The organism is Pseudomonas sp. Eqa60 (assembly GCF_018326405.1).
In the GTDB taxonomy this organism is placed as follows: domain Bacteria; phylum Pseudomonadota; class Gammaproteobacteria; order Pseudomonadales; family Pseudomonadaceae; genus Aquipseudomonas; species Aquipseudomonas protegens.
In genome coordinates this window covers 1545899-1570852 of record NZ_AP024342.1, presented here as the reverse complement: position 1 = coordinate 1570852, position 24954 = coordinate 1545899, and the positions used below count along the sequence as shown (strand labels likewise).

At 63.5% G+C, this 24954-nt stretch carries 24 protein-coding genes; 10 read left to right on the top strand and 14 right to left on the bottom strand.

Annotation, left to right across the window (positions count from 1 at the left end):
• Positions 1-274: 274 nt before the first annotated feature.
• The 4 genes from KI242_RS07025 (at position 275) to KI242_RS07010 (ending at position 4225) form a co-directional block, all read left to right on the top strand.
• Entirely contained in the window at positions 275-1537 is a 1263-nt protein-coding gene (locus KI242_RS07025) for an OprD family porin (protein ID WP_041116337.1), read from the top strand.
• Between the two features lie 244 nt (positions 1538-1781).
• Complete coding sequence (locus KI242_RS07020) at positions 1782-2972, top strand: FAD/NAD(P)-binding oxidoreductase (RefSeq protein WP_053149431.1); 1191 nt, start codon at positions 1782-1784, stop codon at positions 2970-2972.
• Positions 2973-2997: 25 nt separating this feature from the next.
• The gene (locus KI242_RS07015; RefSeq protein WP_041116334.1) at positions 2998-3387 is read left to right on the top strand and encodes a DUF1641 domain-containing protein; all 390 of its coding nucleotides are present in this window, start codon (positions 2998-3000) and stop codon (positions 3385-3387) included.
• A gap of 13 nt (positions 3388-3400) precedes the next feature.
• Positions 3401-4225 carry a methyltransferase domain-containing protein gene (locus KI242_RS07010; protein ID WP_015634429.1) on the top strand — a complete coding sequence of 275 codons (825 nt, stop codon included), beginning with the start codon at positions 3401-3403 and terminating at the stop codon, positions 4223-4225.
• Positions 4226-4250: 25 nt separating this feature from the next.
• Here the strand turns inward: KI242_RS07010 and pcaC are convergent, their stop codons facing one another.
• The 11 genes from pcaC to pcaR all read right to left on the bottom strand — a co-directional run bounded on the left by pcaC (position 4251) and on the right by pcaR (position 15368).
• Positions 4251-4643 carry a 4-carboxymuconolactone decarboxylase gene (pcaC, locus tag KI242_RS07005; RefSeq protein WP_011059667.1) on the bottom strand — a complete coding sequence of 131 codons (393 nt, stop codon included), beginning with the start codon at positions 4641-4643 and terminating at the stop codon, positions 4251-4253.
• A 22-nt stretch (positions 4644-4665) separates the two neighbouring features.
• On the bottom strand, positions 4666-5454 hold the full coding sequence (gene pcaD / locus KI242_RS07000) for a 3-oxoadipate enol-lactonase (RefSeq protein WP_041116332.1): 789 nt from the start codon (positions 5452-5454) through the stop codon (positions 4666-4668).
• An 11-nt stretch (positions 5455-5465) separates the two neighbouring features.
• A complete protein-coding gene (locus tag KI242_RS06995; protein ID WP_011059665.1) occupies positions 5466-6830 on the bottom strand; it encodes a 3-carboxy-cis,cis-muconate cycloisomerase in 1365 nt (454 codons plus the stop codon).
• A gap of 48 nt (positions 6831-6878) precedes the next feature.
• Positions 6879-8189 carry an MFS family transporter gene (locus KI242_RS06990; RefSeq protein ID WP_255313395.1) on the bottom strand — a complete coding sequence of 437 codons (1311 nt, stop codon included), beginning with the start codon at positions 8187-8189 and terminating at the stop codon, positions 6879-6881.
• Between the two features lie 246 nt (positions 8190-8435).
• A complete protein-coding gene (gene pcaG, locus KI242_RS06985; RefSeq protein WP_053156683.1) occupies positions 8436-9002 on the bottom strand; it encodes a protocatechuate 3,4-dioxygenase subunit alpha in 567 nt (188 codons plus the stop codon).
• A gap of 1 nt (position 9003) precedes the next feature.
• Positions 9004-9708 (bottom strand): protocatechuate 3,4-dioxygenase subunit beta, encoded by a 705-nt coding sequence (pcaH, locus tag KI242_RS06980; protein WP_011059662.1) that lies wholly within the window; start codon positions 9706-9708, stop codon positions 9004-9006.
• Between the two features lie 37 nt (positions 9709-9745).
• On the bottom strand, positions 9746-10951 hold the full coding sequence (gene pcaF / locus KI242_RS06975; RefSeq protein ID WP_170866331.1) for a 3-oxoadipyl-CoA thiolase: 1206 nt from the start codon (positions 10949-10951) through the stop codon (positions 9746-9748).
• Complete coding sequence (locus tag KI242_RS06970) at positions 10948-11727, bottom strand: CoA-transferase subunit beta (RefSeq protein ID WP_011059660.1); 780 nt, start codon at positions 11725-11727, stop codon at positions 10948-10950. Before KI242_RS06970 ends, pcaF begins: the two co-directional genes overlap by 4 nt.
• Positions 11727-12584, bottom strand: coding sequence for a CoA transferase subunit A (locus KI242_RS06965; RefSeq protein ID WP_011059659.1), 858 nt, complete (start codon positions 12582-12584; stop codon positions 11727-11729). The genes KI242_RS06970 and KI242_RS06965 overlap by 1 nt, the downstream gene beginning before the upstream one ends.
• Before the next feature lie 307 nt (positions 12585-12891).
• On the bottom strand, positions 12892-14238 hold the full coding sequence (locus tag KI242_RS06960) for an MFS transporter (RefSeq protein ID WP_212806005.1): 1347 nt from the start codon (positions 14236-14238) through the stop codon (positions 12892-12894).
• 287 nt (positions 14239-14525) lie between these two features.
• A complete protein-coding gene (gene pcaR, locus KI242_RS06955; RefSeq protein WP_011059657.1) occupies positions 14526-15368 on the bottom strand; it encodes a pca regulon transcriptional regulator PcaR in 843 nt (280 codons plus the stop codon).
• Between the two features lie 686 nt (positions 15369-16054).
• On the opposite strand from pcaR, the gene KI242_RS06950 reads away from it, so the two are divergent.
• Positions 16055-16255, top strand: coding sequence for a hypothetical protein (locus KI242_RS06950; protein ID WP_011059656.1), 201 nt, complete (start codon positions 16055-16057; stop codon positions 16253-16255).
• 377 nt (positions 16256-16632) lie between these two features.
• The gene (locus tag KI242_RS06945) at positions 16633-18108 is read left to right on the top strand and encodes an inorganic phosphate transporter (RefSeq protein WP_011059655.1); all 1476 of its coding nucleotides are present in this window, start codon (positions 16633-16635) and stop codon (positions 18106-18108) included.
• Between the two features lie 134 nt (positions 18109-18242).
• Here the strand turns inward: KI242_RS06945 and ccoM are convergent, their stop codons facing one another.
• Positions 18243-18359 carry a cytochrome c oxidase subunit CcoM gene (gene ccoM, locus KI242_RS31950; protein ID WP_015634423.1) on the bottom strand — a complete coding sequence of 39 codons (117 nt, stop codon included), beginning with the start codon at positions 18357-18359 and terminating at the stop codon, positions 18243-18245.
• Between the two features lie 144 nt (positions 18360-18503).
• A complete protein-coding gene (locus KI242_RS06940; RefSeq protein WP_015634422.1) occupies positions 18504-18665 on the bottom strand; it encodes a hypothetical protein in 162 nt (53 codons plus the stop codon).
• A 199-nt stretch (positions 18666-18864) separates the two neighbouring features.
• Between KI242_RS06940 and gcvA the strand changes: the two genes are divergently transcribed.
• The 3 genes from gcvA to KI242_RS06925 all read left to right on the top strand — a co-directional run bounded on the left by gcvA (position 18865) and on the right by KI242_RS06925 (position 21495).
• Positions 18865-19734, top strand: coding sequence for a transcriptional regulator GcvA (gcvA, locus tag KI242_RS06935; protein ID WP_212806364.1), 870 nt, complete (start codon positions 18865-18867; stop codon positions 19732-19734).
• A gap of 88 nt (positions 19735-19822) precedes the next feature.
• Positions 19823-20293, top strand: coding sequence for a RidA family protein (locus tag KI242_RS06930; RefSeq protein WP_041116323.1), 471 nt, complete (start codon positions 19823-19825; stop codon positions 20291-20293).
• Positions 20293-21495 (top strand): aminotransferase class V-fold PLP-dependent enzyme, encoded by a 1203-nt coding sequence (locus KI242_RS06925; protein WP_212806363.1) that lies wholly within the window; start codon positions 20293-20295, stop codon positions 21493-21495. The genes KI242_RS06930 and KI242_RS06925 overlap by 1 nt, the downstream gene beginning before the upstream one ends.
• Here the strand turns inward: KI242_RS06925 and KI242_RS06920 are convergent.
• Positions 21492-21833, bottom strand: coding sequence for a hypothetical protein (locus tag KI242_RS06920; protein WP_011059650.1), 342 nt, complete (start codon positions 21831-21833; stop codon positions 21492-21494). The two genes, KI242_RS06925 and KI242_RS06920, sit on opposite strands and share 4 nt — an antisense overlap.
• A 218-nt stretch (positions 21834-22051) precedes the next feature.
• On the opposite strand from KI242_RS06920, the gene rapA reads away from it, so the two are divergent.
• Positions 22052-24901, top strand: coding sequence for an RNA polymerase-associated protein RapA (gene rapA / locus KI242_RS06915; protein WP_015634418.1), 2850 nt, complete (start codon positions 22052-22054; stop codon positions 24899-24901).
• Positions 24902-24954 lie beyond the last annotated feature (53 nt).

Below are 24954 nucleotides of genomic sequence, written 5' to 3'. Positions count from 1 at the left end.
CCACCTGACGGTGGGTTTTTTTATATGTACCAACTGGAACATTTGTGTTCGATTACCGCCCAAAAAGTGTTTCGTCCAATTGATTGGCCCTGATCCGCGACGCACCATTCCCGGCACCTGGACACACCAATAACAACAGGTCCGATGCCATGCCCCCACGCCCTGCCCGCTGCGGCTGATACCTCTGGTTCCACCCTGCTCCCCTGAAACCTGTGCCCAGACCCTTTGCGCGGCACTGGCCGGCTGCACCCCTAACAATTAGAGAGACCGACGAATGAAGCCAAGCACCCCGCCGTCCTACCTTCTGCCCAGCCTCCTGGCCCTGGCGCTGAGCAGCACCGCCCTGCCGGCACTGGCCGCAGAGTCGGGCTTTCTCGAAGATGCCCAGGCCAACCTGACCCTGCGCAACTTCTATTTCAACCGCAACTTCACCAACCCGACCAAGGCCCAGGGCAAGGCCGAGGAATGGACCCAGAGCTTCATCCTCGATGCAAAGTCCGGCTTCACCCAGGGCACCGTCGGCTTCGGCATGGACGTGCTGGGCCTCTACTCGCTGAAACTCGACGGCGGCAAGGGCACCGGCGGCACCCAACTGCTGCCCCTGGATCACGACGGCCGCCCGGCGGACAACTTCGGACGCCTGGGAGTAGCTTTCAAGGCGCGACTGTCTCAGACCGAGGTCAAGGTCGGCGAATGGATGCCAGTGCTGCCGATCCTGCGCTCCGACGACGGCCGCTCGCTGCCACAGACCTTTCGCGGCGGCCAGATCACCTCGAAGGAAATTGCCGGCCTGACCCTCTATGGCGGCCAGTTCCGCGCCAACAGCCCGCGTGACGACAGCAGCATGAGTGACATGAGCATGTTCGGCAAAGCGGCCTTCACCTCCGACCGTTTCAACTTCCAGGGCGCCGAATATGCCTTCAACGACAAGCGCACCCAGATCGCCCTGTGGAATGCCCAGCTCAAGGACATCTACAGCCAGCAGTTCGTCAACCTGATCCACAGCCAACCCCTGGGCGACTGGACCCTGGGCGCCAACCTGGGCTTCTTCTATGGCAAGGAAGACGGCAGCGCCCGCGCCGGCGACATGGAGAACCGCACCTGGTCCGGCCTGTTCTCGGCCAAATATGGCGGCAACACCTTCTATGTGGGCCTGCAGAAGCTCACTGGCGACAGCGCCTGGATGCGGGTCAATGGCACCAGCGGCGGCACCCTGGCCAACGACAGCTACAACGCCAGCTACGACAACGCCAAGGAGAAGTCCTGGCAGGTGCGCCATGACTACAACTTCGCCGCGCTGGGCGTTCCCGGCCTGACCCTGATGAACCGCTACATCAGCGGTAGCAACGTGCACACCGCCACCGTCAGCGACGGCAAGGAATGGGGCCGGGAAAGCGAAGTGGCCTACACGGTCCAGAGCGGCACACTGAAGAACCTCAACCTGAAGTGGCGCAACTCCACCATGCGCCGGGACTTCAGCAACAACGAGTTCGACGAGAACCGCCTGATCATCAGCTATCCCCTCAGCCTGCTGTAAGCCCCTTCCAACACGGGGCCGAGCCAAAAGGCCGGCCCCTGCAGCTGTCGGCCTTGAACCGTGGCGCCCAAGGAAAGGTCCGCTGGTCGGGCTTAGTAAAAAAAATCCAATACACAGATAAAGTAAAGGGGTATTCACTTCAGGCGGGCAGTGCTCGCTTCCAGGAAAGGAAACCTATCGATTCAGTTCCGTTATCCATCGGATGTCGTACGTGAAGCTGACGTAGCCTTGGAGGGTCTGCGTTATGAGCAAGCACATCGTCATTGTCGGAGGAGGTGTAGGCGGTACCATCCTGGCCAATCAACTGGTCAGCAAGCTCTACCCGGAGATACTCAGGGACGAGGTCAAAATCACCCTGCTGTCCGAATCGCCGGATCATTTCTACAAGCCCGCCTTCATGTATGTGGCGTTCAACCTGTTCTTCCACGAAGAACTCAAGCGACCCGAACGCTCCCTGCTACGCCCCGAAATAACCTTCCGGGTCGACCCCGTCACCCGCTTCGATTTTGCCGGCCAGAGCCTGCACACTCGCAGCGGCAAACGTCTTGGCTACGATTTCCTGGTGATCGCCACCGGCTGCGTACCGGCACCGGAACGGATCGAGGGGCTCAAGGAAGCCGGCGACCACTTCTACCAATACCAGCCTGCCCGGCAACTGGCGCAGCGCCTGAGCCGGATCGAAAAGGGCCGGGTGTTCATCACCGTGTCGTTTCCGCAAACCCCCAATGTTCCTCATCAATGCGGCATCGCGCCGGTAGAAACGACCCTGATGCTCGATGACTTCCTGCGGCGGCGCGGAGTACGGGATCGGGTCGAGATCATCTACACCTACCCCAGCACCGCGCAGCTACTGCGCAATTGCCTGTTCCTGCAACGCCCGGTCGGCGAGGTGCTGCCGGATATCTTCGAACAGAGGAACATCCGCTTCCAGCGCGGCTTCACCCTGGCCAGGGTCGACCCGGACCGGCGCATCGCCTACTCGGAGGAAGGCGCTGAGCAGCCTTTCGACATTCTCATGGCCACCCCGCCAATCCGGGCCGTGGACGCCGTGCTCGAATCCGGCGCGTCTCAGGCACAGGGCCAGGAGGGCTGGCTGCCGACCCATCACGAGACCCTGCAAGTCTATGGCCTGGAGCGGGTCTATGTGATTGGCGATACCGTCGACCTGCCGATCAGCAAGGCCGGCGGCGCCTGCCACAACCAGGCCCCGGTGATTGCCAACAACATTGCCGGAGAAATCCGCCTGGGCTCTCCCGAGGCGGTTTATGACGGTAGGGTCCAGGCGGTCGCGCAGATGGGCCTCAATGCCGGCATGCCCCTTTGGTACGACTATGCCCACGACGTTCTGCCCACCCCGTCGAGCAAGTTGGGTGGCCTGCTGCGCACCGGATTCAATCGCGGCCTGTACTGGGCCGTAGCCCGCGGAATGCTTTGACCCTGCACAGGGAGGAGACAACGCCATGGACAGCTTTGATCCAAGCATGCCTGGTCCAAGGGCGACCCAGCCTGAAGTCGCCGGCACACCAGGCCTGGAAGCCCTGATGAAAAAGCTCCAGCCGCTGCTGGACAGCGCTCGCCTGGACAACATGGTCGACCTGTTGTCCCTGCTTTGCGATCTGATCGACATGCTCGATCAGGCGATGATCGAAAAACTTGCGCAACAGTTCGAAGAAGCCACCGCTGCCACCTGGATGCTGGGCAATGCACTACGCATGGCCAAGGCCGAAACCTCAGCGCAAGGTACCGCTCCCAGCCTGTACGGGCTGCTCTCGCTGCTGCGTGAGGAGGACACGCGACGTGGCGCAGCCCTGCTCCTCAGAACCCTGAATGTCATTGGACGACAACTTTAAAAAGGATGTTTACATGAGTACCAAGCCTCAGCCGACCACGGCCAGGAACCTCAGCACCCAATGGGATCCCCAGGCCTACCAGCAGTTCGTGCGCCTGCGAGAACGACCGGCGGTCGAGCTACTGGATCATGTCGCCCTGCAGCAACCCCATCACATCTACGACCTGGGTTGCGGAACAGGTATCGCCACTCAACTGCTGGCGCAGCGCTGGCCCTACGCGGAGCTGACAGGCGTGGACAGCTCCTCGGAAATGCTTGCCGAAGCCAGCTGCCTGCCGATCAAGGCGCTGTGGCGCAGGTGCGACCTGCTGCAATGGAAAGCCGAACAGCCTGCAGACCTGTTGTTCGCTGCCGCAGTGCTGCACTTCATGAGTGACCACGAACACCTGCTGCCGCGCCTGTTGAACCAGCTCAACCCCGGCGGCTGCCTGGCGGCGCATATGCCCAATTGGCGCGACGCCCTGTGGTATCAGTTGATACTCGAAAGCCTGGAACAGGCAGGACCGGACGGCAAGCCGCTGGGCACCCCGGAGCTGCGGGCGTTCATGGCCGAGCGCCGGGTACTGTCGCTGGATAGCTACTACCGTTTGCTGGCGCCCCTGACTCGGGAACTGGACATCTGGGAAACCGAACACCTGCAGGTCGTGGAAGGCCAGTCGCCGATCTTCGACTGGGTCAAGGTCTCGGCCTTGCGCCCCGTACTCCTGAGCCTGGACGAGCGGCAACGACAATGCTTCCTCAACCATTACCTGGCACGGGTACATCGCTACTATCCGCCCGAAGGCGATGGCCGGACGCTGTTCCCGTTCAAGCGGGTGTTCATTCTGGCCACCGTCTGAAATCGCGCGGTGCAGCCCCGGCGCCTCAACTGCGGGATTCGATGCCCAGTTCGTCCCACACCGATTCCGCCAGGTGGAAGGTGGCGTTGGCCGCCGGGATTCCGCAGTAGATCGCGCTCTGCATGATCACTTCCTTGATCTCGCTGCGGCTCACCCCATTGTTGGCGGCGGCCCGCAGGTGCAGCTTGAGCTCCTCGTTGCGGTTCATGCCGATCAGCATGGCGATGGTGATCAGGCTGCGGGTGTGTCGCGGCAGGCCCGGGCGGGTCCAGATGTCGCCCCAGGCATGGCGGGTGATCATTTCCTGGAACTCCGAGTTGAACTCGGTCAGGGCATTGAGGCTGCGGTCTACATGGGCATCGCCCAACACCGCGCGGCGAACCTGCATGCCTTCGTCATAACGCTGTTTCTCGTCCACAAAGGGCTCCTTGAATCGACTCTCAGGCCAGCAGAAAATCCACGACCCGGGCGCTGAAAGCGTCGCCGGCCTGGACGTTGGACAAATGCGCAGCATAGAACTCGGCATACTCCGCGCCCGCCACATGCTGCTGGATGAAGTGCCCGCCGGACGGTGGTGTCACAGCGTCTTCAGTGCCGGCAATCACCAGGGTGGGCACCTTGATCGCCCCCAGCTGTTCACGGAAATCCGCGTCCCGCACCGCCGCGCAGTTGGCCGCATAGCCTTGTGGCGAGGTGGCCGCGAGCATGTCGGTGATCAGCTTGGCCTGGTCAGGGTGAGCTTCGGCAAAGTCGCTGGTGAACCAGCGGGCGATGGAGGCATCGCGCAGCGCCACCATGGCCGCCTGGCCGTCACGTAGCACGGTCTCGATCCTAGGGTTCCATACGGACGGGTCGCCGATCTTCGCCGCGGTGTTGCACACCACCAGCTTGTGCAGACGCTCGCCGGCATTGATCCCCAGCCACTGGCCGATCAGCCCGCCCATGGACAGGCCACAGAAATGCGCACGCTGGATATCCAGCGCATCCAGCAGCGCCACCACGTCGCGGCCCAGTTGCTCGATGCTATAGGGACCTTCGGTGACCAGGGAACGGCCGTGGCCACGGGTGTCCATGCGCAGCACCTGGAAGTGCCGGGTGAAGGCCGCCATCTGCTTGTCCCACATGTGCAGGTCGGTGCCCAGGGAGTTGGACAGCACCAGTACCGGCGCGCCCTCGGGCCCTTCGAGTTGATAGTGCAGTTCGCCCTCGGCGAGTTTCACGAATCCCACAGCAGTCTCCTTCAGGCCTTCAAGGCAAAATGTTCAGCCACGGCGCGCTCGACCCAGGCCTGCGCCTGGCCCAGGTAGTGCGCCGGGTCCAATAGACGATCCAGGTCCGCCGCCGACAGCTCGGCGGTAACCTGGGAATCCTCCCCCAATACCCCACGCAGATGGCGTTTCTCGGCCACTGCGCGCTTGCAGCATTGTTCCAGCAGATGGTGGGCGGTTTCCCGCCCCAGGCGCTGGGCCAGGGCAATGCTCACCGCTTCGGCCAGCACCAGGCCCTGGGTCAAGTCGAGGTTGTGCGCCATGCGCGCGCTGTCGACCTCCAGGCCTTCGGCCACCAGTAATGCTTGTTGCAACGCGCCAGACACCAGGCAGCAGATCTCCGGCAGGGTTTCCCATTCGGCGTGCCACAGGCCCAGGCTGCGCTCGTGCTCCTGGGGCATGGCGGCAAACATCGTCGCCAGCAGGCCGGGAACCCGGGTCGCGGCGCTGATCAGCACCGCAGCGCCCACCGGGTTGCGCTTGTGCGGCATGGTGGACGACCCGCCCTTGCCCGGCGCCGAGGGCTCGAAGACCTCCGCCGCCTCGGTCTGCATCAGCAGGCTGATATCCCGCCCCAGCTTGCCCAGGCTGCCGGCCAACAGGCCCAGCACCGAAGCGAACTCCACCAGGCGGTCGCGCTGGGTGTGCCAGGGCTGCTCCGGCAGGGCCAATTGCAGCTCGTCGGCCAGGGCCTGGGCAATCGGCAACGCCTGCTCGCCCAAAGCCGCCAGCGTTCCGGAAGCGCCGCCGAACTGCAGCACCAGCAAACGCGGCTTGAGCTGCTGCAGGCGCTCGCGGCTGCGGGTCAATGCCCCCAGCCAGCCGCCGATCTTCATCCCCAGGGTCACCGGCGTGGCATGTTGCAGCCAGGTGCGGCCGGCCATCGGGGTCGTGGCGTAACGTTGGGCCTGGGCAACAAGGATGTCCCCCAGGCGCTCCAGGTCCTGCTCCAGCAGGAGCATGGCGCGGCGCAGTTGCAGCACCAGCCCGCTGTCCATCACGTCCTGGCTGGTGGCCCCCAGGTGCACAAAGCGCTCGGCCTCGCCATCGCTGCGGGCGATCTGTCGGCCCAGGGCCTTGACCAGGGGAATGGCCGAGTTGCCGGCCGTGGCAATCGCCTCGCCCAGCATCTGGAAGTCATACAGCCCGGCATGGCAGGCGGCCTCGATGGGCGCTACTGCACTGGCCGGGATCACCCCGACGCGGGCCTGGGCCCGGGCCAGGGCGGCTTCGAAATCGAGCATGGCCTGGACCCGCCCCTGATCGCAGAACACCCCGCGCATTTCCCGGGCAGTAAAGTAGGCATCGAACAACTGATTGCTCGCAGTCAGGGTCATAAACAGTCCTTGGCAAACCTGCGCCCGAGCCGGGCGCAGGTACACAGGTCAAAGGTCGTGGTGCAGGTAGGCGGCCTGTTTCGGCAGGCGCAGGCTGAACAGGAAGGCAATCGCCATCATCGCCGTGACATACCAGTAAAAGGTGTTTTCCATGCCCATGTTCTTGAAGTTCAGGGCCACCCATTCCGCCGAGCCACCGAAGATCGCATTGGCCACCGCATAAGCCAAGCCCACCCCGAGTGCGCGCACTTGCGGCGGGAACATCTCGGCCTTCACCAGGCCGCTGATGGAGGTGTAGAAACTGACGATGGCCAGGGCCAGGGTGATCAGCACAAAAGCTAGGAACGGGCTGGTGACGGTCTTCAAGGTCAGCAGGATCGGCACTGTGAACAGCGTACCCAGGGCACCGAACCAGAGCATCGAGTTACGCCGGCCGATCTTGTCCGCCAGCATGCCGAACAGCGGCTGCATGCACATGTAGAGAAACAGCGCGCCGGTCATGATGTAGCTGGCGGTCTTGGCGTGCATGCCCGCGGTGTTCACCAGGTACTTCTGCATGTAGGTGGTGAAGGTGTAGAAAATCAGCGAGCCGCCGGCGGTGTAGCCGAGCACGGTTATAAACGCCGCCGAGTGGTTCTTGAACAGCGCAGCGATGCTGCCGGCGTCCTTGTCCTCACGGATTTCCTTGCTGGTGGTTTCCTTCAGCGAACGGCGCAGCAGCAGCGAGATCACCGCGGCGATGGCACCGATCACGAAGGGAATGCGCCAGCCCCAGGCCTTGAGCTCGGCCTCATCGAGAAACTGCTGGAGGATCACCACCACCAGCACCGCCAGCAGTTGCCCGCCGATCAGGGTCACGTACTGGAAGGAGGCAAAGAAGCCGCGCTGGCCCTTGAGCGCCACCTCACTCATGTAGGTGGCGGTGGTGCCGTACTCGCCGCCCACCGACAGGCCCTGGAACAGGCGCGCCACCAGCAGCAGGAACGGCGCCCAGGCACCGATGCTGGCGTAGGTGGGCAAGAAGGCGATCACCAGGGAACCGGCGCACATCATCAGCACCGAGATCATCATCGAGTTCTTGCGCCCATGACGGTCGGCGACCCGGCCGAACAGCCAGCCGCCGATGGGCCGCATCAGAAAGCCGGCGGCGAACACCCCGGCGGTGTTGAGCAACTGCACCGTCGGATCGTCGGAGGGAAAGAAGGCCGGGGCGAAATAGATGGCGCAAAAGGCATAGACATAGAAGTCGAACCATTCCACCAGGTTGCCGGAGGAGGCGCCGACAATGGCAAAGATCCTTTTGCTGCGTTCCTCTCCGGTGTAGTGACTTGTCGTTGTTGTCATGGTTTTTTCACTCATGGGGGACAGTGTGAGTCTAGACACACTTGGCAACATTCCCGTTCCCTGCGGATAGCGCCCTGCCCGCTTCCGGGCAGAGGTCAATCGACCCTGTCAACCTGTAGCGACTGTAGCCGCTGCCAAGCCACGGCGAGGCTGCGAAAAGGCCCGAAGGGCCTTGCTTGGCGGTCTCAAGCCGAACCTCTGCCGGTCTCAAGCCCGCCGCGCCTGCTACGCAACCCGCGGCAGTGGCCACACAAGGCCGGGTCAGTAGTCGAAGAACACGGTTTCGGCGTCAGTACCCTGGAGGATCACGTTCCACTGGTAGTGACCGTCAGCATCGGCCTTGGCCAGCAAGGTGCCTCGGCGCTCCTCGGGCACGCAGGCCAGCAGCGGATCGCTGGCGTTGGCCGGCTCCCCCTCGAAGTAGATGCGGGTCAGCAGGTGCTTGACCAAACCGCGGGCGAACACCAGTACCACCAGATGCGGGGCCTGGGTCGTGCCTTTCAGGCCCGGCACCGTGCCCGGCTTGATGGTGGTGAAGCGAAAGCGCCCTTCGGCGTCCACCGGCACCCGGCCAAACCCCTGGAAGTTCGGGTCCAGGGGTTTGGCCTGATCGTCTTCGGGGTGGCGGTACTTGCCGGCGGCGTTGGCTTGCCAGACTTCCAGCATCGCGTCGTTGACGAAGTTGCCGTTGCCGTCCACTACCTGGCCGGTGATCGCCACCCGCTCGCCCAGGGTGCCTTCCTCGGTCAGGTCTTCGCGGTTCAGCCAGGTCAGGCCGATGTGGTAGTAGGGGCCGACGGTGTGGGATGTAGTCGCGGTCAGGGTCACGTTATTTCTCCATCGGCGTGGCGTCCCGGCCGCGCAGGACAATGTCCCAACGGTAACCGAGGGCGTAGGAAGGAATGGTTTTCTCCAGGTCGAAGCTGGCGATCAGGCGTTCCTTGGCGCGGGTGTCCGGCACGCAGTTGTAGATCGGGTCATAAGCCAGCAGCGGGTCGCCAGGGAAATACATCTGGGTCACCAGGCGGGTAAGAATGCTTGGCCCGAACAGCGAAAAATGGATATGCGCCGGGCGCCAGGCATTGTGGTGGTTGCCCCAGGGGTAGGCCCCGGGCTTGATGGTCTGGAACTGGTACCAGCCGTCGGCGTCGGTAACGGTGCGCCCGGTGCCGGTGAAGTTCGGGTCCAGGGGCGCATCGTGCAAGTCGCGGTCGTGGTTATAGCGACCGGCCGCGTTGGCCTGCCAGATCTCCACCAGGATGCCCGGCACCGGCAGGCCGTTCTCGTCCAGAACCCGGCCGTGGATGATGATGCGCTCGCCCTGGGGCTGCCCTACGTGCTGGGCCGTCAGGTCGTTGTCCCGTTCCTGGATCGACTCGGCGCCGATGCTCGGGCCGGTGATTTCCGACAGCGAGTGGGGAATGAACACCAGCGGCTTGGACGGCGAGCGGGTGTTGGTCGACTGGTAGGCCGGGTGCAGGTAATCAGGCTGAGTGCCCGCTTGCGGGCGCCGGTAACCGGGCTTGTCACTCATGGTGGTTCCTCGTTCTCTTCTTATATAAGGCAGGCAATCAAACGCGCTCGATAGCCAGCGCCAGCCCTTGGCCGACGCCGACGCACATGGTCGCCAGGCCTTTTTTACCGCCGCTCTTTTCCAGCTGATGCAAAGCCGTCAGCACCAACCGCGCACCGCTCATGCCCAGGGGGTGGCCCAGGGCAATCGCGCCGCCGTTGGGATTGACCTGGGGCGCATCGTCCGCCAGGCCCAGCTCGCGCAGCACCGCCAAGCCCTGGCTGGCGAAGGCTTCGTTGAGTTCGATCACGTCGAAGTCGCTGACCGCCACGCCCAGGCGCTCGATCAGCTTGCGCACTGCCGGCACCGGGCCGATGCCCATGACCCGCGGCGCAACCCCGGCGCTGGCCATGCCCAGTACTCGCGCACGCGGGGTCAGGCCGTGTTTCTTGACGGCTTCGGCCGAGGCCAGGATCAGCGCCGCCGCACCGTCGTTGACCCCGGAGGCATTGCCGGCGGTGACGGTCTTGTCCGGGCCGTTGACCGGCTTGAGCTTGGCCAAGGCTTCCAGGGTGGTGTCGGCACGGGGATGCTCGTCCTGCTCCACCACTGTCTCGCCCTTCTTGTGGGCGATGCGCACCGCAACGATTTCCTCAGCGAAGAAACCGGCGGCCTGGGCCGCCGCGGCACGCTGCTGGCTGCGCAGGGCGAAGGCGTCCTGGTCAGCGCGGGACACTTTGTAGTCATCCGCCACGTTGTCGGCGGTCTGCGGCATGGCATCCACACCGTACTGGGCCTTCATCAGCGGGTTGATGAAACGCCAGCCGATGGTGGTGTCTTCCAGCTTCATGTTGCGCGAAAAGGCGGTATCGGCCTTGCCCATGACAAAGGGCGCGCGGGACATGGACTCGACGCCACCGGCAATCGCCAGCTCCATCTCGCCGCTGGCAATGGCGCGGAAGGCCGTGCCGATGGCGTCCATGCCCGAGGCGCAGAGACGGTTGAGGGTGACGCCGGGCACGCTGTCCGGCAGGCCGGCCAGCAGCAGAGCCATGCGCGCCACGTTGCGGTTGTCCTCGCCGGCCTGGTTGGCGCAGCCGAGGAACACCTCGTCCACGGAGCTCCAGTCCACGCTGGGGTTGCGCTCCATCAAGGCCTTGATCGGCAGCGCCGCCAGGTCGTCAGCGCGCACTGTCGAGAGGCCGCCACCAAAACGGCCGATGGGGGTGCGAATGGCATCGCAGATGAATACGTCGCGCATCAGGCTTCTCCAGGGGCTTGGCCATGGGCCGCGGCGGTGCGCGCTTCCAGGTCACGCAGGGCGGTCAGTTCAACCTCGGTGGGTGCTGCGGTCTCGGCCACCTGGTCGGCGAAGCGGATCGCCCAGCCAGTGGCGGCCACCACCTGCTCGCGGGTCACGCCCGGGTGCAGCGAAGTGACGATGAATTCGTGGGTACCGGCTTCCGGCTCCATGATGCACAGGTCGGTGATGATGCCCACCGGCCCCGCCCCTGGCAGGCCCAGGCGCTTGCGCGAATCGCCGCCTTCGCCGTGGCCGACCGAAGTCACGAAGTCCAGCTTGTCGACGAAGGAGCGCGAGGATTGCTTGAGGATGATCAGCACGCTCTTGGCCGAACCGGCGATCTCCGGAGCACCGCCGGCGCCCGGCAGGCGCACCTTGGGCCGGTGGTAGTCGCCGACCACGGTGGTGTTGATATTGCCGAAACGGTCGACCTGGGCCGCGCCAAGGAAACCCACATCGATGCGCCCGCCCTGCAGCCAGTAGCGGAAGATCTCGCCGGTAGGCACCACGGTGTCGGCGGTTTCCGCCAGTTCGCCGTCACCGATGGACAGTGGCAGGACGCTGGGCTTGGCGCCGATCGGGCCGGACTCGTAGATCAGCACCACGTCCGGTGAGGAGGTCAGGCGTGCCAGGTTGGCGGCCTTGGACGGCAGGCCGATGCCGACGAAGCACACCGAGCCGTTCTGCAAGCGACGGGCCGCGGCCACGGTCATCATTTCATTGGTGGAGTAGGTCATTACTGGGCCTCCGAAGCTGCGGCCAGCTTGGCCTGGAATTCGCTGAAATCGGCACTGCCGTGGATGTATTCGTTGATCCAGGCGGTGAACGCCTCACGGTCGCGGGCGATCGGGTCCCAGGCCTGGTAGAAGCGGTTGTCGCGCTCGGAGTAGCCGTGGGCGTAGGACGGATGGGCGCCACCAGGCACATGGCAGACCGCGCTCAGCGCCCAGGTCGGCAGTACGCAGGCGTTCATCGGCGCGTTCAGGTCGTCGACGATTTCCTCGACGGTGACGATGCAGCGCTTGGCGGCCAGGGCGGCTTCTTTCTGTACCCCGAGAATGCCCCACAGCAGCACGTTGCCCTTGCGGTCGGCCTTCTGCGCGTGGATTACCGTGACGTCCGGGCGCACCGAAGGCACCGCCGCCAGCACTTCACCGGTAAACGGGCAGGTCACGGTCTTGATCAGGGGGTTGACCTTGGGCAGGTCGGAACCGGCGTAGGCCCGCAGGACGGCAAAGGGCAGGCCCGAGGCGCCGGCAACATAGGCGTTGGCCAGGTCGGCGTGGCTGTGTTCCTCGATCTCCAGGGGCTGTGGCCATTGCTTTTCCACGGCGTCGCGCAGGCGGTGCAGGGAGCCCACGCCCGGGTTGCCCCCCCAGGAGAAAATCAGCTTGCGAGCGCAACCGGCACCGATCAACTGGTCGTAGATCAGGTCAGGGGTCATGCGCACCAGGGTCAGGTCTTTCTTGCCCTGGCGGATGATTTCATGACCTGCGGCCGTAGGAATCAGGTGGGTGAAGCCTTCGAGCGCGACGGTGTCGCCGTCGTTGACGAATTGCTTCACCGCGTCGTGCAGCGAAAGGATTTCAGCCATGGATGGGGTCTCCCGATTGTTATTCAGCGACTGGAGAAAAAGGCGCTCTGGGCGCGCCGCAGTGACTGAAGATTAAGCCGGGGCCAAACCCCAAACAATCCGATAATCGACTGAGCGTTCGATTATCGAACAGATTGTTGCAGGGCTATCGATTGCTTTTCCTCAACCCCGCAACAGCCCTGCCGGCCTTCTGGGGCCGCTGCCGCGGGCGAGGATAACGTTCGAAGAACCCTCTGCGCCCTTCAGGAGCAGCGGGTCCTTCGAGCCCGGTCGCAGCCTGCGGCAGCGGCTACAGGGTAGTCCGCGCTCAGGTCGCGTCTGCGTGACTGACCATGCCCTTGATCACCACCGCGGTGGTGGCCAGGGCCGCCGGAATCACCAGGGCAGTCAGCACTTGTTCGAAGTTCCAGCCCAGGCCCAGCAGGGTCGCCCCCATCCACGCGCCGAGAATGGCGCCGAAACGGCCGATGCCAAGCATCCAGGAAACCCCGGTGGCACGCCCCTGGGTCGGGTAGAAGCGCGCGGCCAACGACGGCATTGCCGATTGCGCACCGTTGACGCACATACCGGCGATCAGCACCAGGGTGGCCAACAGGGTGATGTTGCCCAGGCTCTGCCCGACGGCGTAGGCAAAGACCCCAGCCAGCAGGTAGAAACAGCCGATCACCTTGTGCGGGTTGAAACGGTCCATGGCCCAGCCCACGGCCACCGCACTGAGGACGCCGCCAAACTGGAACAGGGCGCCGATAAAGGCCGCCTGTTCCATGCTCGCCCCGCTGTCGCGCATCAGGGTCGGCAGCCAGCTGGTGAGCAGGTAGACAATCACCAGGCCCATGAAATAGGTCAGCCACAGCAACAGGGTGCCGACGCTATAGGTGCCGGAGAAGATCACCGCGAACACGTTGCGCGCCTTCACGGTCTTCTGTTCCGGCACACTGAAGCTGCCAGCCTCGCCGACTATGGCCGGGGCAATCGGCGCCAGGGTCTTGCGCACCTTGTCGGTGCCGCGATTGCGCACCACCAGGTAACGCGCGGACTCCGGCAGCCAGAGCACCAGCACCAGGGCCAGGATCAGCGGCAGGACCCCGCCGATCAGCAGCAGGCTGTGCCAGCCGAAGGCCGGGATCAGCTTGGCGGAAATGAAGCCGCCGCCGGCCATACCCAGGTTGAAACCGCAGAACATGCTGGTCACCAGCAACGACTTGTGGCGTTCGGGGGTGTATTCGGAAAGCAGCGTGGTGGCGTTGGGCATGCCCGCCCCCAGGCCCAGGCCAGTAAGGAAACGCAGGATCAGCAACTGGTCGACGTTGGTGCTGTAGGCCGAAGCCAGGCTGAAGGCACCAAACAGCAGCACCGCCCCCACCAGCACCACCTTGCGGCCGAAACGGTCGGCCAGGGGGCCGGAGCCCAGGGCGCCGAAGACCATGCCGATCAATGCAGCGCTCATGACCGGGCCGAGGCTGGCGCGGTCGATGCCCCAGTCCTGGGACAGCGCCGGGGCGATGAAGCCCATGGCCGCGGTGTCCAGGCCATCGAGGAAGACAATCAGGAAACACAGGATCACCACGCGCCACTGGTAACGGGACAGCGGCTGGGCATTGATGAAGGACTGCACATCAAGGCAGTTCCCTACAGCGGATTGGGGTTGGTTCATTGTTGTTATTTCCACGCTAAAACGCAGGCGAGCACAGGCCGCCAGGGCTGATCAGGTCACTAAAGGGGTGGCGATATCAGGCGATGCGAGCGGGACGGCAGGAACGGTCGCGGCAACGACGCAGGGAAAGCGTGCTCATGAGTGTTGGCCTCTTCTTTATTATTGGGCGGGCCACCAGCGGCGGGCGAAGATGCCAGCTTGCCGCCGATGACGCTGCCGCGACATTAATAAGCCAGGGGAAACAGCGTCAATTCGCCAAAGGCGTATCTGTGCGTTTATCGAACAGCTTAAGCAAACAACTGCGCGCTCAGATCGCGGCTGGCGCTCAGCAAACCGGGGAGAAAGCGCTGCTCCAGCTCGGCACGGCTGACCCGCCCGGCGTGGGTACTGACGTTCAGCGCCGCCAGCACCTGGCCGGAGGCGTCGTACACCGGTACCGCAATGGAGCGCAGGCCCTGCTCCAGTTCCTGATCAACGATGCACCAGCCTTGCTGGCGTACTTGCTGCAGGCACTCCAGCAAGGCTTCCGGGGTGTGCAGGGTGCGGCTGGTCTTGGCTTGCAGGTCCGCATGGTCGAGGTATTCATGCAGTGACGAATCGTCCAGGGCCGCGAGAAGGATGCGCCCCATGGAGGTGCAATAGGCTGGCAAGCGACCGCCGACAGACAGGTCGACCGAGATCAGCCGCTGGGTCGTGGCGGAACGGGCGATGTAGAGAATGTCGTCGCCTTCCAGGGTGGCCATGTTGCACGCCTCGTGCAGTTGCTCGCTCATGCGGTCCAGGTAGGGCTGGGCGGAGACCGCCAGAGGCGTCGACGAAAGATAGGCGTGGCCCAGGGTCAGCACCTTGGGCAGCAATGAATAGGTACGCCCGTCGGTGGTGGCGTAACCCAGCTTGATCAGGGTGTGCAGGCAACGGCGCACCGCAGCCCGGGGGATTTCCGTGCGATGGCTGATCTGGGCGATGGTCAAGTGCCGCTTGCGCTCCTGGAACGCCTGCACCACCGCCAGGCCCCGGGCCAGAGAGGTCATGAAATCCGGGTCACCGGTCAACGCCTGAATCCTCTTTGCCGCAGACGCCACGATCGGCGGGGCCACTGAGGTAAAGGAATTACGCATCTGATCGTTCATTTCAGGCTCTCTGCGACGAAATTCTTCGGTATTACAAGCCGTATTGGCGAAGAAGCACAAGCTGGGGCCGGCAACATTGGGCGATTATCGAACCATCGACCGATAATCGCAATCCGCCAAGCCTGGCACACGCGGCAGTGAGCCCCTGGGTTTATTGCAAAAAACCATAGTAATAATCACCAGTGGAATGCCCGGTTATCCCGAGTCTTTTGCAACCGACCACTTGCATCAAGATGCAGACTCCCCATATAGACTTGTACCAGCGGAGAAAGAATCAGGCTTTCCTCGTGTAGGAAATGATTAGAACTTTTGTGTCACAAAACGCTCACAATAAAGTTGGTCATTTTAAACTTGCCACCCATAGAGTTATTCTTCGCCGAAGCTATACTGCCGGAGTGAGGAATGTGGAGTCAGTTGCCCAATGCTCCTCTCTCGGGTGGCTTGAGACGGTAATCGGTCACCTGCCGCAAGCGCTTGACCCCTAACCAGATTCGGCCAGCCCGCTTGCAACCAACAACACTGTTGCTACGACAGTTGTTTTCATCCGGTGACGTGGCCGCATGCAATTAACGGCACGCTTGAGAGACTCGAAGTCAAGGCCAGACTGGCACTGACTTCAGCTCCGCGTAGATGCCCGCAAGCAATGCGTCGCACCGGACTGGACCTTCACTCAATTAGGTAACACTGTGACGAAAGATGAACTGCGCGCGGAACTTGAGCGCCAGGAGCAACGTTACAAGGAAGTTTACGGCGGCGAGATCACCCGTTATGCCGCCCAGCCGGAACCTGAACGCAAACCTTGGCGCAAACGCGCCAGTATTCTCGATCAGGCCTTCACCCAAGAACTGCAAAAGATGGAAAAAGAGCTCAAGGCCGAACAGCCGTAATGCTGGCAGCCTGACTCATTCAGGGCTTGCTCTACTTGCCCGCCCGATCATCCCGGCGGCCAGGCAGACCATTGATGCTCGTTACCCCGGGCCCATGGCCATCTCGCCCATCCACAGCGAGAGAGGCTACCGGGCAAGCCCTTTGGTTGAAATTTCATACACGCGTTTTAACCCTCTGATTTCCGCGCCCAGGCCATCGGATTGACCGCTCGTGCCCAATAAACTCAATGGCTTGCCGTGCTTGAGGGGTATGTGCGAAAACTCTGCTCCCGGTCAGTTTTTTCGTTGAAGAATGTTACCGGCGAGCACCTTGTGCATTGATTAGCGGGGTTTTCTGGCATAATCGCGCCCCCTTATGACCGGGTCAGAAAACCTTCATGATCGATTTATTCAGCGGACTGGATGCTTGGGTGCTTGTGAGCCTCTTGCTCGCCCTGGCTTTTGTCCTCGCCTACGAGTTCATCAACGGCTTTCATGACACCGCAAATGCGGTTGCCACTGTTATCTACACCAAGGCCATGCCGCCGCACCTGGCCGTGTTCTTCTCCGGTGTGTTCAATTTCCTAGGTGTGCTGCTGGGCGGGGTTGGCGTGGCCTATGCCATCGTCCACCTGCTGCCGGTCGAGCTGCTGATCAACGTCAACACCGGCCACGGCCTGGCCATGGTCTTCTCGTTGCTGGCCGCGGCCATTACCTGGAACCTGGGCACCTGGTATTTCGGCATTCCGGCCTCCAGTTCCCATACCCTGATCGGCTCCATCCTCGGTGTCGGCCTGGCCAATGCCCTGCTCAGCGACATCCCCCTGGGGGATGGTGTGAACTGGCAGAAGGCAATCGACATCGGCGCTTCCCTGGTGTTCTCGCCGATGGCGGGCTTCATTATTGCAGCGCTGGTACTGATCGGCCTGAAATGGTGGCGGCCGATCTCGAAGATGCACAAGACTCCAGAACAGCGCCGCAAGGTCGATGACAAGAAGCACCCGCCGTTCTGGAACCGCCTGGTACTGGTGATCTCGGCCATGGCCGTGAGCTTCGTGCACGGCTCCAACGACGGCCAGAAAGGCATCGGCCTGATCATGCTGGTACTGATCGGTATCGTGCCTGCCCAGTTCGTGATGGACCTCAACAGCACCACCTACCAGATCGAGCGCACCCGCGACGCCACCCTGCACCTGAGCCAGTTCTACGAGCGCAATCACGAGTCCCTGGGTGAGTTCCTGGCCCTGGGCAAAAGCGTGAAAGACGACCTGCCGGGCAAGTTCCGCTGCAATCCGCAGCAAACCGAACCGACCATCGCCGCGCTCCTGAGCAGCCTCAAGGGCGTTTCCGACTACCATTCGTTGTCGCCGGAAAGCCGCATCGAAGTGCGTCGCTACCTGCTTTGCCTGGATGACACCGCGAAAAAGGTCGGCAAGCTGCCAGGCATCTCGGCCCGTGAAAAGGCCGACCTGGACAAGCTGCGCAAAGACCTGACCGCCACCACCGAATACGCACCGTTCTGGGTCATCCTGGCTGTCGCCCTAGCTCTGGGCCTGGGCACCATGATCGGCTGGAAGCGCGTAGTGCAGACCATTGGCGAGAAGATCGGCAAGCAGGGCATGACCTACGCCCAGGGCATGTCGGCACAGATCACCGCCGCCGGCCTGATCGGCCTGGCGAACATCTTCAGCCTGCCGGTTTCCACCACCCACGTACTTTCCTCCGGCGTGGCCGGGACCATGGTCGCCAACAAGAGCGGCCTGCAGAGCGGAACGGTACGGACCATCCTCCTGGCCTGGGTCCTGACCCTGCCGGCGACCGTGGCCCTGTCCGCCGGCCTGTTCTGGGCAGCCTCCAAGATCCTGGGTACCTGATACCCCAGCCGGCAACAAAAAAGGTGCGTCCCTGGGGACGCACCTTTTTTTATGCCTTGAGCTTTCTTGCGGGCAAAAAAAAGGGCAACCGAAGTTGCCCAAAATGCCTTGCGTGCTCGTTGCCCTGGAAAGACTTAAGGCTTCTTGCGCTTATTCGCGTCTTTCCAGATAAAGAATCCAAACCCTGCGAAAAACAGAACCATGAGGCCGACAGTCAGCACTCCGGCGATCACCACATTGTCGAAAAACATGACTGGCCTCCTGCTCTTGCCCTGTTGCGATGGGGCTAAGTTAACCAAACGGGAGGCGGGGGAAATTGACCGGGGTCAATGTCGCCCATGACTGGGCGCGAGGAAGGGGAAATAAGTGACTTGCATCAACAGAAAGCGCCCAGATCAGCGCTTTTTCGGTTTGTTTTTCGGCTTTTTCTTGGCCTTGCCCAAGGGCATGGCGTGTTCGAATGCCTGGCGTACTTCGTTCAGACGCTTTTCATTGAGATCATGCACGCGCTTGGCACGCTCGGCGTTCAGGTCGATCAGCTTGTCGTCTTGATTCATGGCTTGGCTTGCATCACTCGTGGTCAATATCGGCCGCACGCCTTGAAGCAGCGAGCGGCCCTGGCGAATGTGCCAATAATGCGACGTGGCGCCGCACCTGACCAGTGATCAGACCAAGGCGACTGCAATAAAGTCGCTGCCGGGAAGACTTTTTATCCGCACAATGGCCGCCCCTCCCCACAGGAAACCGCATGTGGAAATGCCCAAGCACCTGCCCCCGCTGCTGGCCCTGCGCGCCTTCGAGGCCGTGGCCCGGCACCTGAGTTTCAGCAAGGCGGCCCAGGAACTGTGCGTCAGCCAGAGCGCGGTCAGCCATCAAGTGCACAAACTCGAACAGCACCTGGGCCAGCCGCTGTTTGTACGACGCACCCGGGCCATCGACCTGACCACCGCCGGCGCTAGCTATTACCAACAGATCCAGCCGGCCCTGGAGCAGATCGCCGAAGCCACCCGGACGCTGTTGGCAGCAGAGCCATCGCAGGTTCTGCGCATCGGCCTGCTGGCCTCCTTCGCCACCTTGTGGCTGGCGCCGCGCCTGTCGGACTTCAGCCGCCGCCACCCTCAGATCCAGCTGGAGCTGCAACCGGCCATCAACCTGGCAGATGTGGCCGGTGCCGAGGTCGACCTGGCCATTCGCTATGGCAAGGGCCACTGGCCCAACGTCCAGGCCACGCGCTTTCTCGCCGAGCAACTGTCACCGGTGTGCAGCCCCGAGTTCAAGGCCGGAGCCCTGGCCAACGGCACCTTGCTGATGGCCCGCTCCCACCGGCCCTTTGAATGGGACGACTGGAGCAGGCAGAACGCCGTCGACCTCAGCCCTCACCCCAGCGTCATGCTCCACGACTACAACATCGTGGTGGAAGCGGCGGTGGCCGGCCAGGGCATCGCCATGGGCCGCCGCCAGTTGATCCGGCGCCATCTTGCCCAGGGCAGCCTGGTGGATGCCTTCGACCTCCCGGCTCTGCACAACGATCAGATCGGCTACTGGCTGGTGACCGCCGAAGGTCCGGCGAATCCGGCGGCGCAGTGCTTCGCCCAATGGCTGCTGGAGCAAGGGCGCGACCCATGAAAAATTCAGATACGTCGGATTAGATCTATCCGTTTGTCGCCCCCAGGCTGAACACCGATGCTGCAGGCCTTCCATTCGAGGACTTGCCATGCGCGACTCTCTGCAGCAACGAGTACAACAACTGGGTCTTGAACTGCCGATCCCCGGCCAGCCCATTGCCAACTACGTCAACCATACCCAGAGCCAGAACCTGCTGTTCATCTCCGGGCAAACACCGCATGCAGAGCAGCATCCCCATCTGCTGGGCCGGCTCGGTGACAACCTCAGCATCGAGCAGGGTGCCCAGGCCGCGGAACTGGCGGCCCTGGCCCTGCTGGCGCAACTCTCGGCGGCCCTGGGTGACGACTTGTCGCGGCTGCAACGCATCAGCCGGCTGGGGGTGTTCATTGCCGCCAGCGCCGACTTCAAGGGCCATGGCCAGGTCGCCAATGGCGCCTCCAACCTGCTGGTCAATGCCCTGGGCGAGAAAGGCCGGCATGCCCGCACTTCGGTGGGCGTCGCCAGCCTGCCTGCCGGCGTCGCCGTGGAGGTCGACGGGATTTTCGAGCTCAAGCCGTGATGCCCCTGAGCCCGGACCACATCGCTTGGCTACGGGCGGCCACACCGGGTTGCACCCGGGTCTGTCACTTCAACCATGCCGGGGGGTCCCTGCCCAGCCAGGGCACCCTGGACGCCATGTCCGGGCAACTGCAGCGGGAGGCCCACAGCGGGCCAATGGAAGCGGCCGGCGCCGGCGCCCAGTTGCAGGAGCAGGCGCGACAGACCGCCGCCCGAGTGCTCAACACCTGCCCGCAAGCCATCGCCTTTACCAGCAGTGGTTCGGCGGCCTGGGGCATGGCCTTCAACGCCCTGCCCGCCTGGCAGCCGGGCGACCGGATCCTGGTGGGGCGCCAGGAATGGGCCGGCAACCTGGCCTGCATGGCCCCGGCCGTGGCCGCCGGCGCGCAGCTGGAAGTCATTCCCTGTGACAGCCACGGTGCGGTTTCAGTCCCGGCGCTGGAGTCCATGCTCGACTCCCGGGTGCGCCTCATCGCCTTGACCTGGCTACCGGCCAATGGCGGGCTGATCAACCCGGCCGCAGCCATCGGCCAACTGGCGCGCCAATGGCACATCCCCTACTTCATCGATGCCGGCCAGGCTCTGGGCCAGGTGCCCTGCGACGTGCAGGCGCTGAACTGCGATGTGCTCAAGGGCGCGGGGCGCAAGTACCTGCGCGGCCCGCGAGGCACGGCCCTGCTCTATATAAGGCCCGGCTTCCTCGAGCAGTTGAATCCGCTGCCGCGGGATGTGCTGTCGGCGCCCTGGGACGGCCAGGGCTTCGCTCTGCGCAACGATGCCCGGCGCTTTGAAACCAGTGAAGTGTCGATGGTGCTGCTGGCTGGCCTGGCCAATGCCCTGCAGGAGTTCGAAAGCATCGGCGTGGCCGCCATTGCGCAAAGGATCAGTGCCTTGAGCGAGCCGCTGCGCCAGAAGCTGCAGCGCTTGCCCGGCCTGCAACTCCAGGACCTGGGCAGCCCGGGGCAGCAATCGGGCCTGATCGCCTTCACTCTCGAAGGTTGGGACGGGCTGGCACTCAAGGAGGAACTGGCGCGGCGCGGCATCAATATCGGCGCCAATGGCGTCAACTACACCCCCCTGGACATGCAGGCCCGAGGCCTGGGCAACATTGCCCGGATCGCCTTGAGTTACTTCAATACACAAGAGGAAATCGAGCGCCTGTTGCAGGCCCTCGGGGAACTGGCGGGGAACAAGCGCTCCTAGACCTCGACATCCACCCACAGGCCCTGGCGCGGAGCATCTTCGATCAACGGCACCACCGGCACGGTGTTGTCGGCGTTCAGTTCATCGCCGGGCACTGCCAGGTGCTCTTCGGGGTCGTCCTCGGCCTCACGCTCACGGCGCTGCTTCTGTTGCTGGCGCCGCTGTTCCTCGCGCAGCAGCAGGGCGGACTCCTCGGGGTCGCGCTTTTGCAGGTCGATGGTGCTTTCGTTGGAGCTTTCCTGCACCGGTACCACAGGCGGGATGTCCGGTCGCTGGCGGATCGGATCCTGCTGGGCGGTGATCGGCACGGCACTCAAGGGGAGCATCGGTGGCAGCATATTATTGGTCTCCTGTCGGCAGGCTGTCGGCTGCGGCATGGGCGACTTGAGCCATCGGTCGCAAAACTGTGACCCAGTCGTCAGCCGATAGTGCCCCGCCACCCGACGAATGCACGCCGTACGCTACCTTTTAATCCAGGGGATTGATCAGAGTTCTTTGGACTGGAAGCGTCGTTCCGTTAAGATAGTCGGCTTTTTCAAAGCGGGAGTCAGGCAGCATGGCGCAGCAGTATCAACCGGGGCAACGCTGGATTAGTGACAGCGAAGCCGAGCTGGGTTTAGGCACCGTTCTGGCACAGGACGGTCGCTTGCTGACCGTGCTCTATCCGGCCACTGGCGACACCCGCCAGTATGCGCTACGGAATGCGCCCCTCACTCGCGTGAGGTTCTCTCCGGGTGACAGCATCACCCACTTCGAAGGCTGGAAAATGACCGTACAGGAAGTCGATGATGTCGACGGCCTGCTGGTCTACCACGGCCTCAACGGGCAGAACGAAGCCGTCACCCTGCCGGAAACCCAACTCTCGAACTTCATCCAGTTCCGTCTGGCCAGCGACCGTCTGTTCGCCGGGCAGATCGACCCGCTGGCCTGGTTCTCCCTGCGCTACCACACCCTGGAACACACCAGCCGCCAGCTGCAGTCCTCGCTCTGGGGCCTGGGTGGCGTGCGCGCCCAACCCATCGCCCACCAGTTGCACATTGCCCGTGAAGTCGCCGACCGCATCGCGCCGCGGGTCCTGCTGGCGGACGAAGTGGGCCTGGGCAAGACCATCGAGGCCGGCCTGGTGATCCATCGCCAACTGCTCTCGGGTCGCGCCAGCCGGGTGCTGATCCTGGTACCGGAAAACCTCCAGCACCAGTGGCTGGTAGAGATGCGCCGGCGCTTCAACCTGCAAGTGGCACTGTTCGATGAAGAACGCTTTATCGAAAGCGATGCCAGCAACCCGTTCGAAGACACCCAGCTGGCCCTGGTGGCCCTGGAGTGGCTGGTGGACGACGAGAAAGCCCAGGACGCGCTGTTCGCCGCCGGCTGGGACCTGATGGTGGTGGACGAAGCCCACCACCTGGTGTGGCACGAAGACCAGGTCAGCCCGGAATACGCCCTGGTGGAACAGCTGGCAGAGACCATTCCCGGCGTGCTGCTGTTGACCGCAACCCCGGAACAACTGGGCCAGGACAGCCACTTCGCCCGCCTGCGCCTGCTGGACCCGAACCGTTTCCACGACCTCGCGGCCTTCCGCGCCGAGAGCGAGAACTACCGCCCGGTGGCCGAAGCCGTGCAGGAACTGATGGATAAAGGCCGCCTGTCTCCCGAGGCGCACAAGACCATCCACGGTTTCCTCGGCAACGAAGGCGAAGCCCTGCTGGCCGCGGTCAACGACGGCGACAGCGAAGCCAGCGCACGCCTGGTGCGTGAACTGCTGGACCGTCACGGCACCGGCCGCGTGCTGTTTCGCAACACCCGCGCCGCGGTGCAGGGTTTCCCCGAGCGCAAGCTGCACGCCTACCCGCTGCCATGCCCGGACGAATACCTGGAGCTGCCCCTAGGCGAACACGCCGAGCTGTACCCGGAAGTCAGCTTCCAGGCCCAGCCCGACGTCAGCGATGACGAACAGCGCTGGTGGAAGTTCGACCCGCGGGTCGAGTGGCTGATCGACCAGCTGAAAATGCTCAAGCGCACCAAGGTGCTGGTGATCTGCGCCCACGCAGAAACCGCCATGGACCTGGAGGACGCCCTGCGCGTGCGCTCCGGCATCCCGGCCACGGTATTCCACGAGGGCATGAACATCCTCGAACGTGACCGTGCCGCCGCCTACTTCGCCGATGAAGAGTTCGGCGCCCAGGTGCTGATCTGCTCGGAAATCGGCAGTGAAGGCCGCAACTTCCAGTTCGCCCACCACCTGGTGCTGTTCGACCTGCCGTCGCACCCGGACCTGCTGGAGCAGCGGATCGGCCGTCTCGACCGGATCGGCCAGAAGCACGTGATCGAACTGCACGTGCCGTACCTGGAAACCAGCCCGCAAGAGCGCCTGTTCCAGTGGTACCACGAAGCCCTGAACGCCTTCCTCAACACCTGCCCGACCGGCAACGCCCTGCAGCACCAGTTCGGCCCACGCCTGCTGCCGCTGCTGGAAAATGCCGATGACGGCGAGTGGCAAGCGCTGATCGACGAAGCCCGCGGCGAACGCGAGCGCCTGGAAGCCGAGCTGCACACCGGTCGCGACCGCCTGCTGGAGTTGAATTCCGGTGGTGCCGGCGAAGGCGACGCCCTGGTGGAAGCGATCCTCGAACAGGACGACCAGTTCGCCCTGCCGATCTACATGGAAACCCTGTTCGACGCTTTCGGCATCGACAGCGAGGACCATTCGGAAAACGCCCTGATCCTCAAGCCCAGCGAGAAGATGCTCGACGCCAGCTTCCCCCTGGGCGACGACGAAGGCGTGACCATCACCTACGACCGCAACCAGGCGCTGTCTCGCGAGGACATGCAGTTCATCACCTGGGAACACCCCATGGTGCAGGGCGGCATGGACCTGGTGCTGTCCGGCTCCATGGGCAACACCGCCGTGGCACTGATCAAGAACAAGGCGCTCAAACCCGGCACCGTGCTGCTGGAGCTGCTGTACGTCAGTGAAGTGGTCGCCCCGCGCTCACTGCAACTGGGCCGCTACCTGCCGCCGGCTGCCCTGCGCTGCCTGCTGGACGCCAATGGCAACGACCTGTCGGCGCGGGTCGCCTTCGAGACCCTGAACGACCAGCTGGAAAGCGTGCCCAAGGCCAGCGCCAACAAGTTCATCCAGGCCCAGCGCGATCAATTGGCGCCGAAGATCAACGCCGGCGAAGCCAAGGTCGCACCGCGTCACGCCGAACGCGTGGCCGAGGCGCAACGCCGCCTGGCAGCCGACACCGACGAAGAACTGGCGCGCCTGACCGCGTTGCAGGCGGTCAACCCGACTGTCCGTGACAGCGAGCTGGTGGCCCTGCGTCAACAGCGCGAACAGGGCCTGGCCATGCTGGAAAAAGCCGCCCTGCGCCTGGAAGCGATCCGGGTGCTGGTGGCGGGCTGATAGCCCGGTTGTCAGCACTGAACAAAAGGCCCGCACTGTGCGGGCCTTTTTTT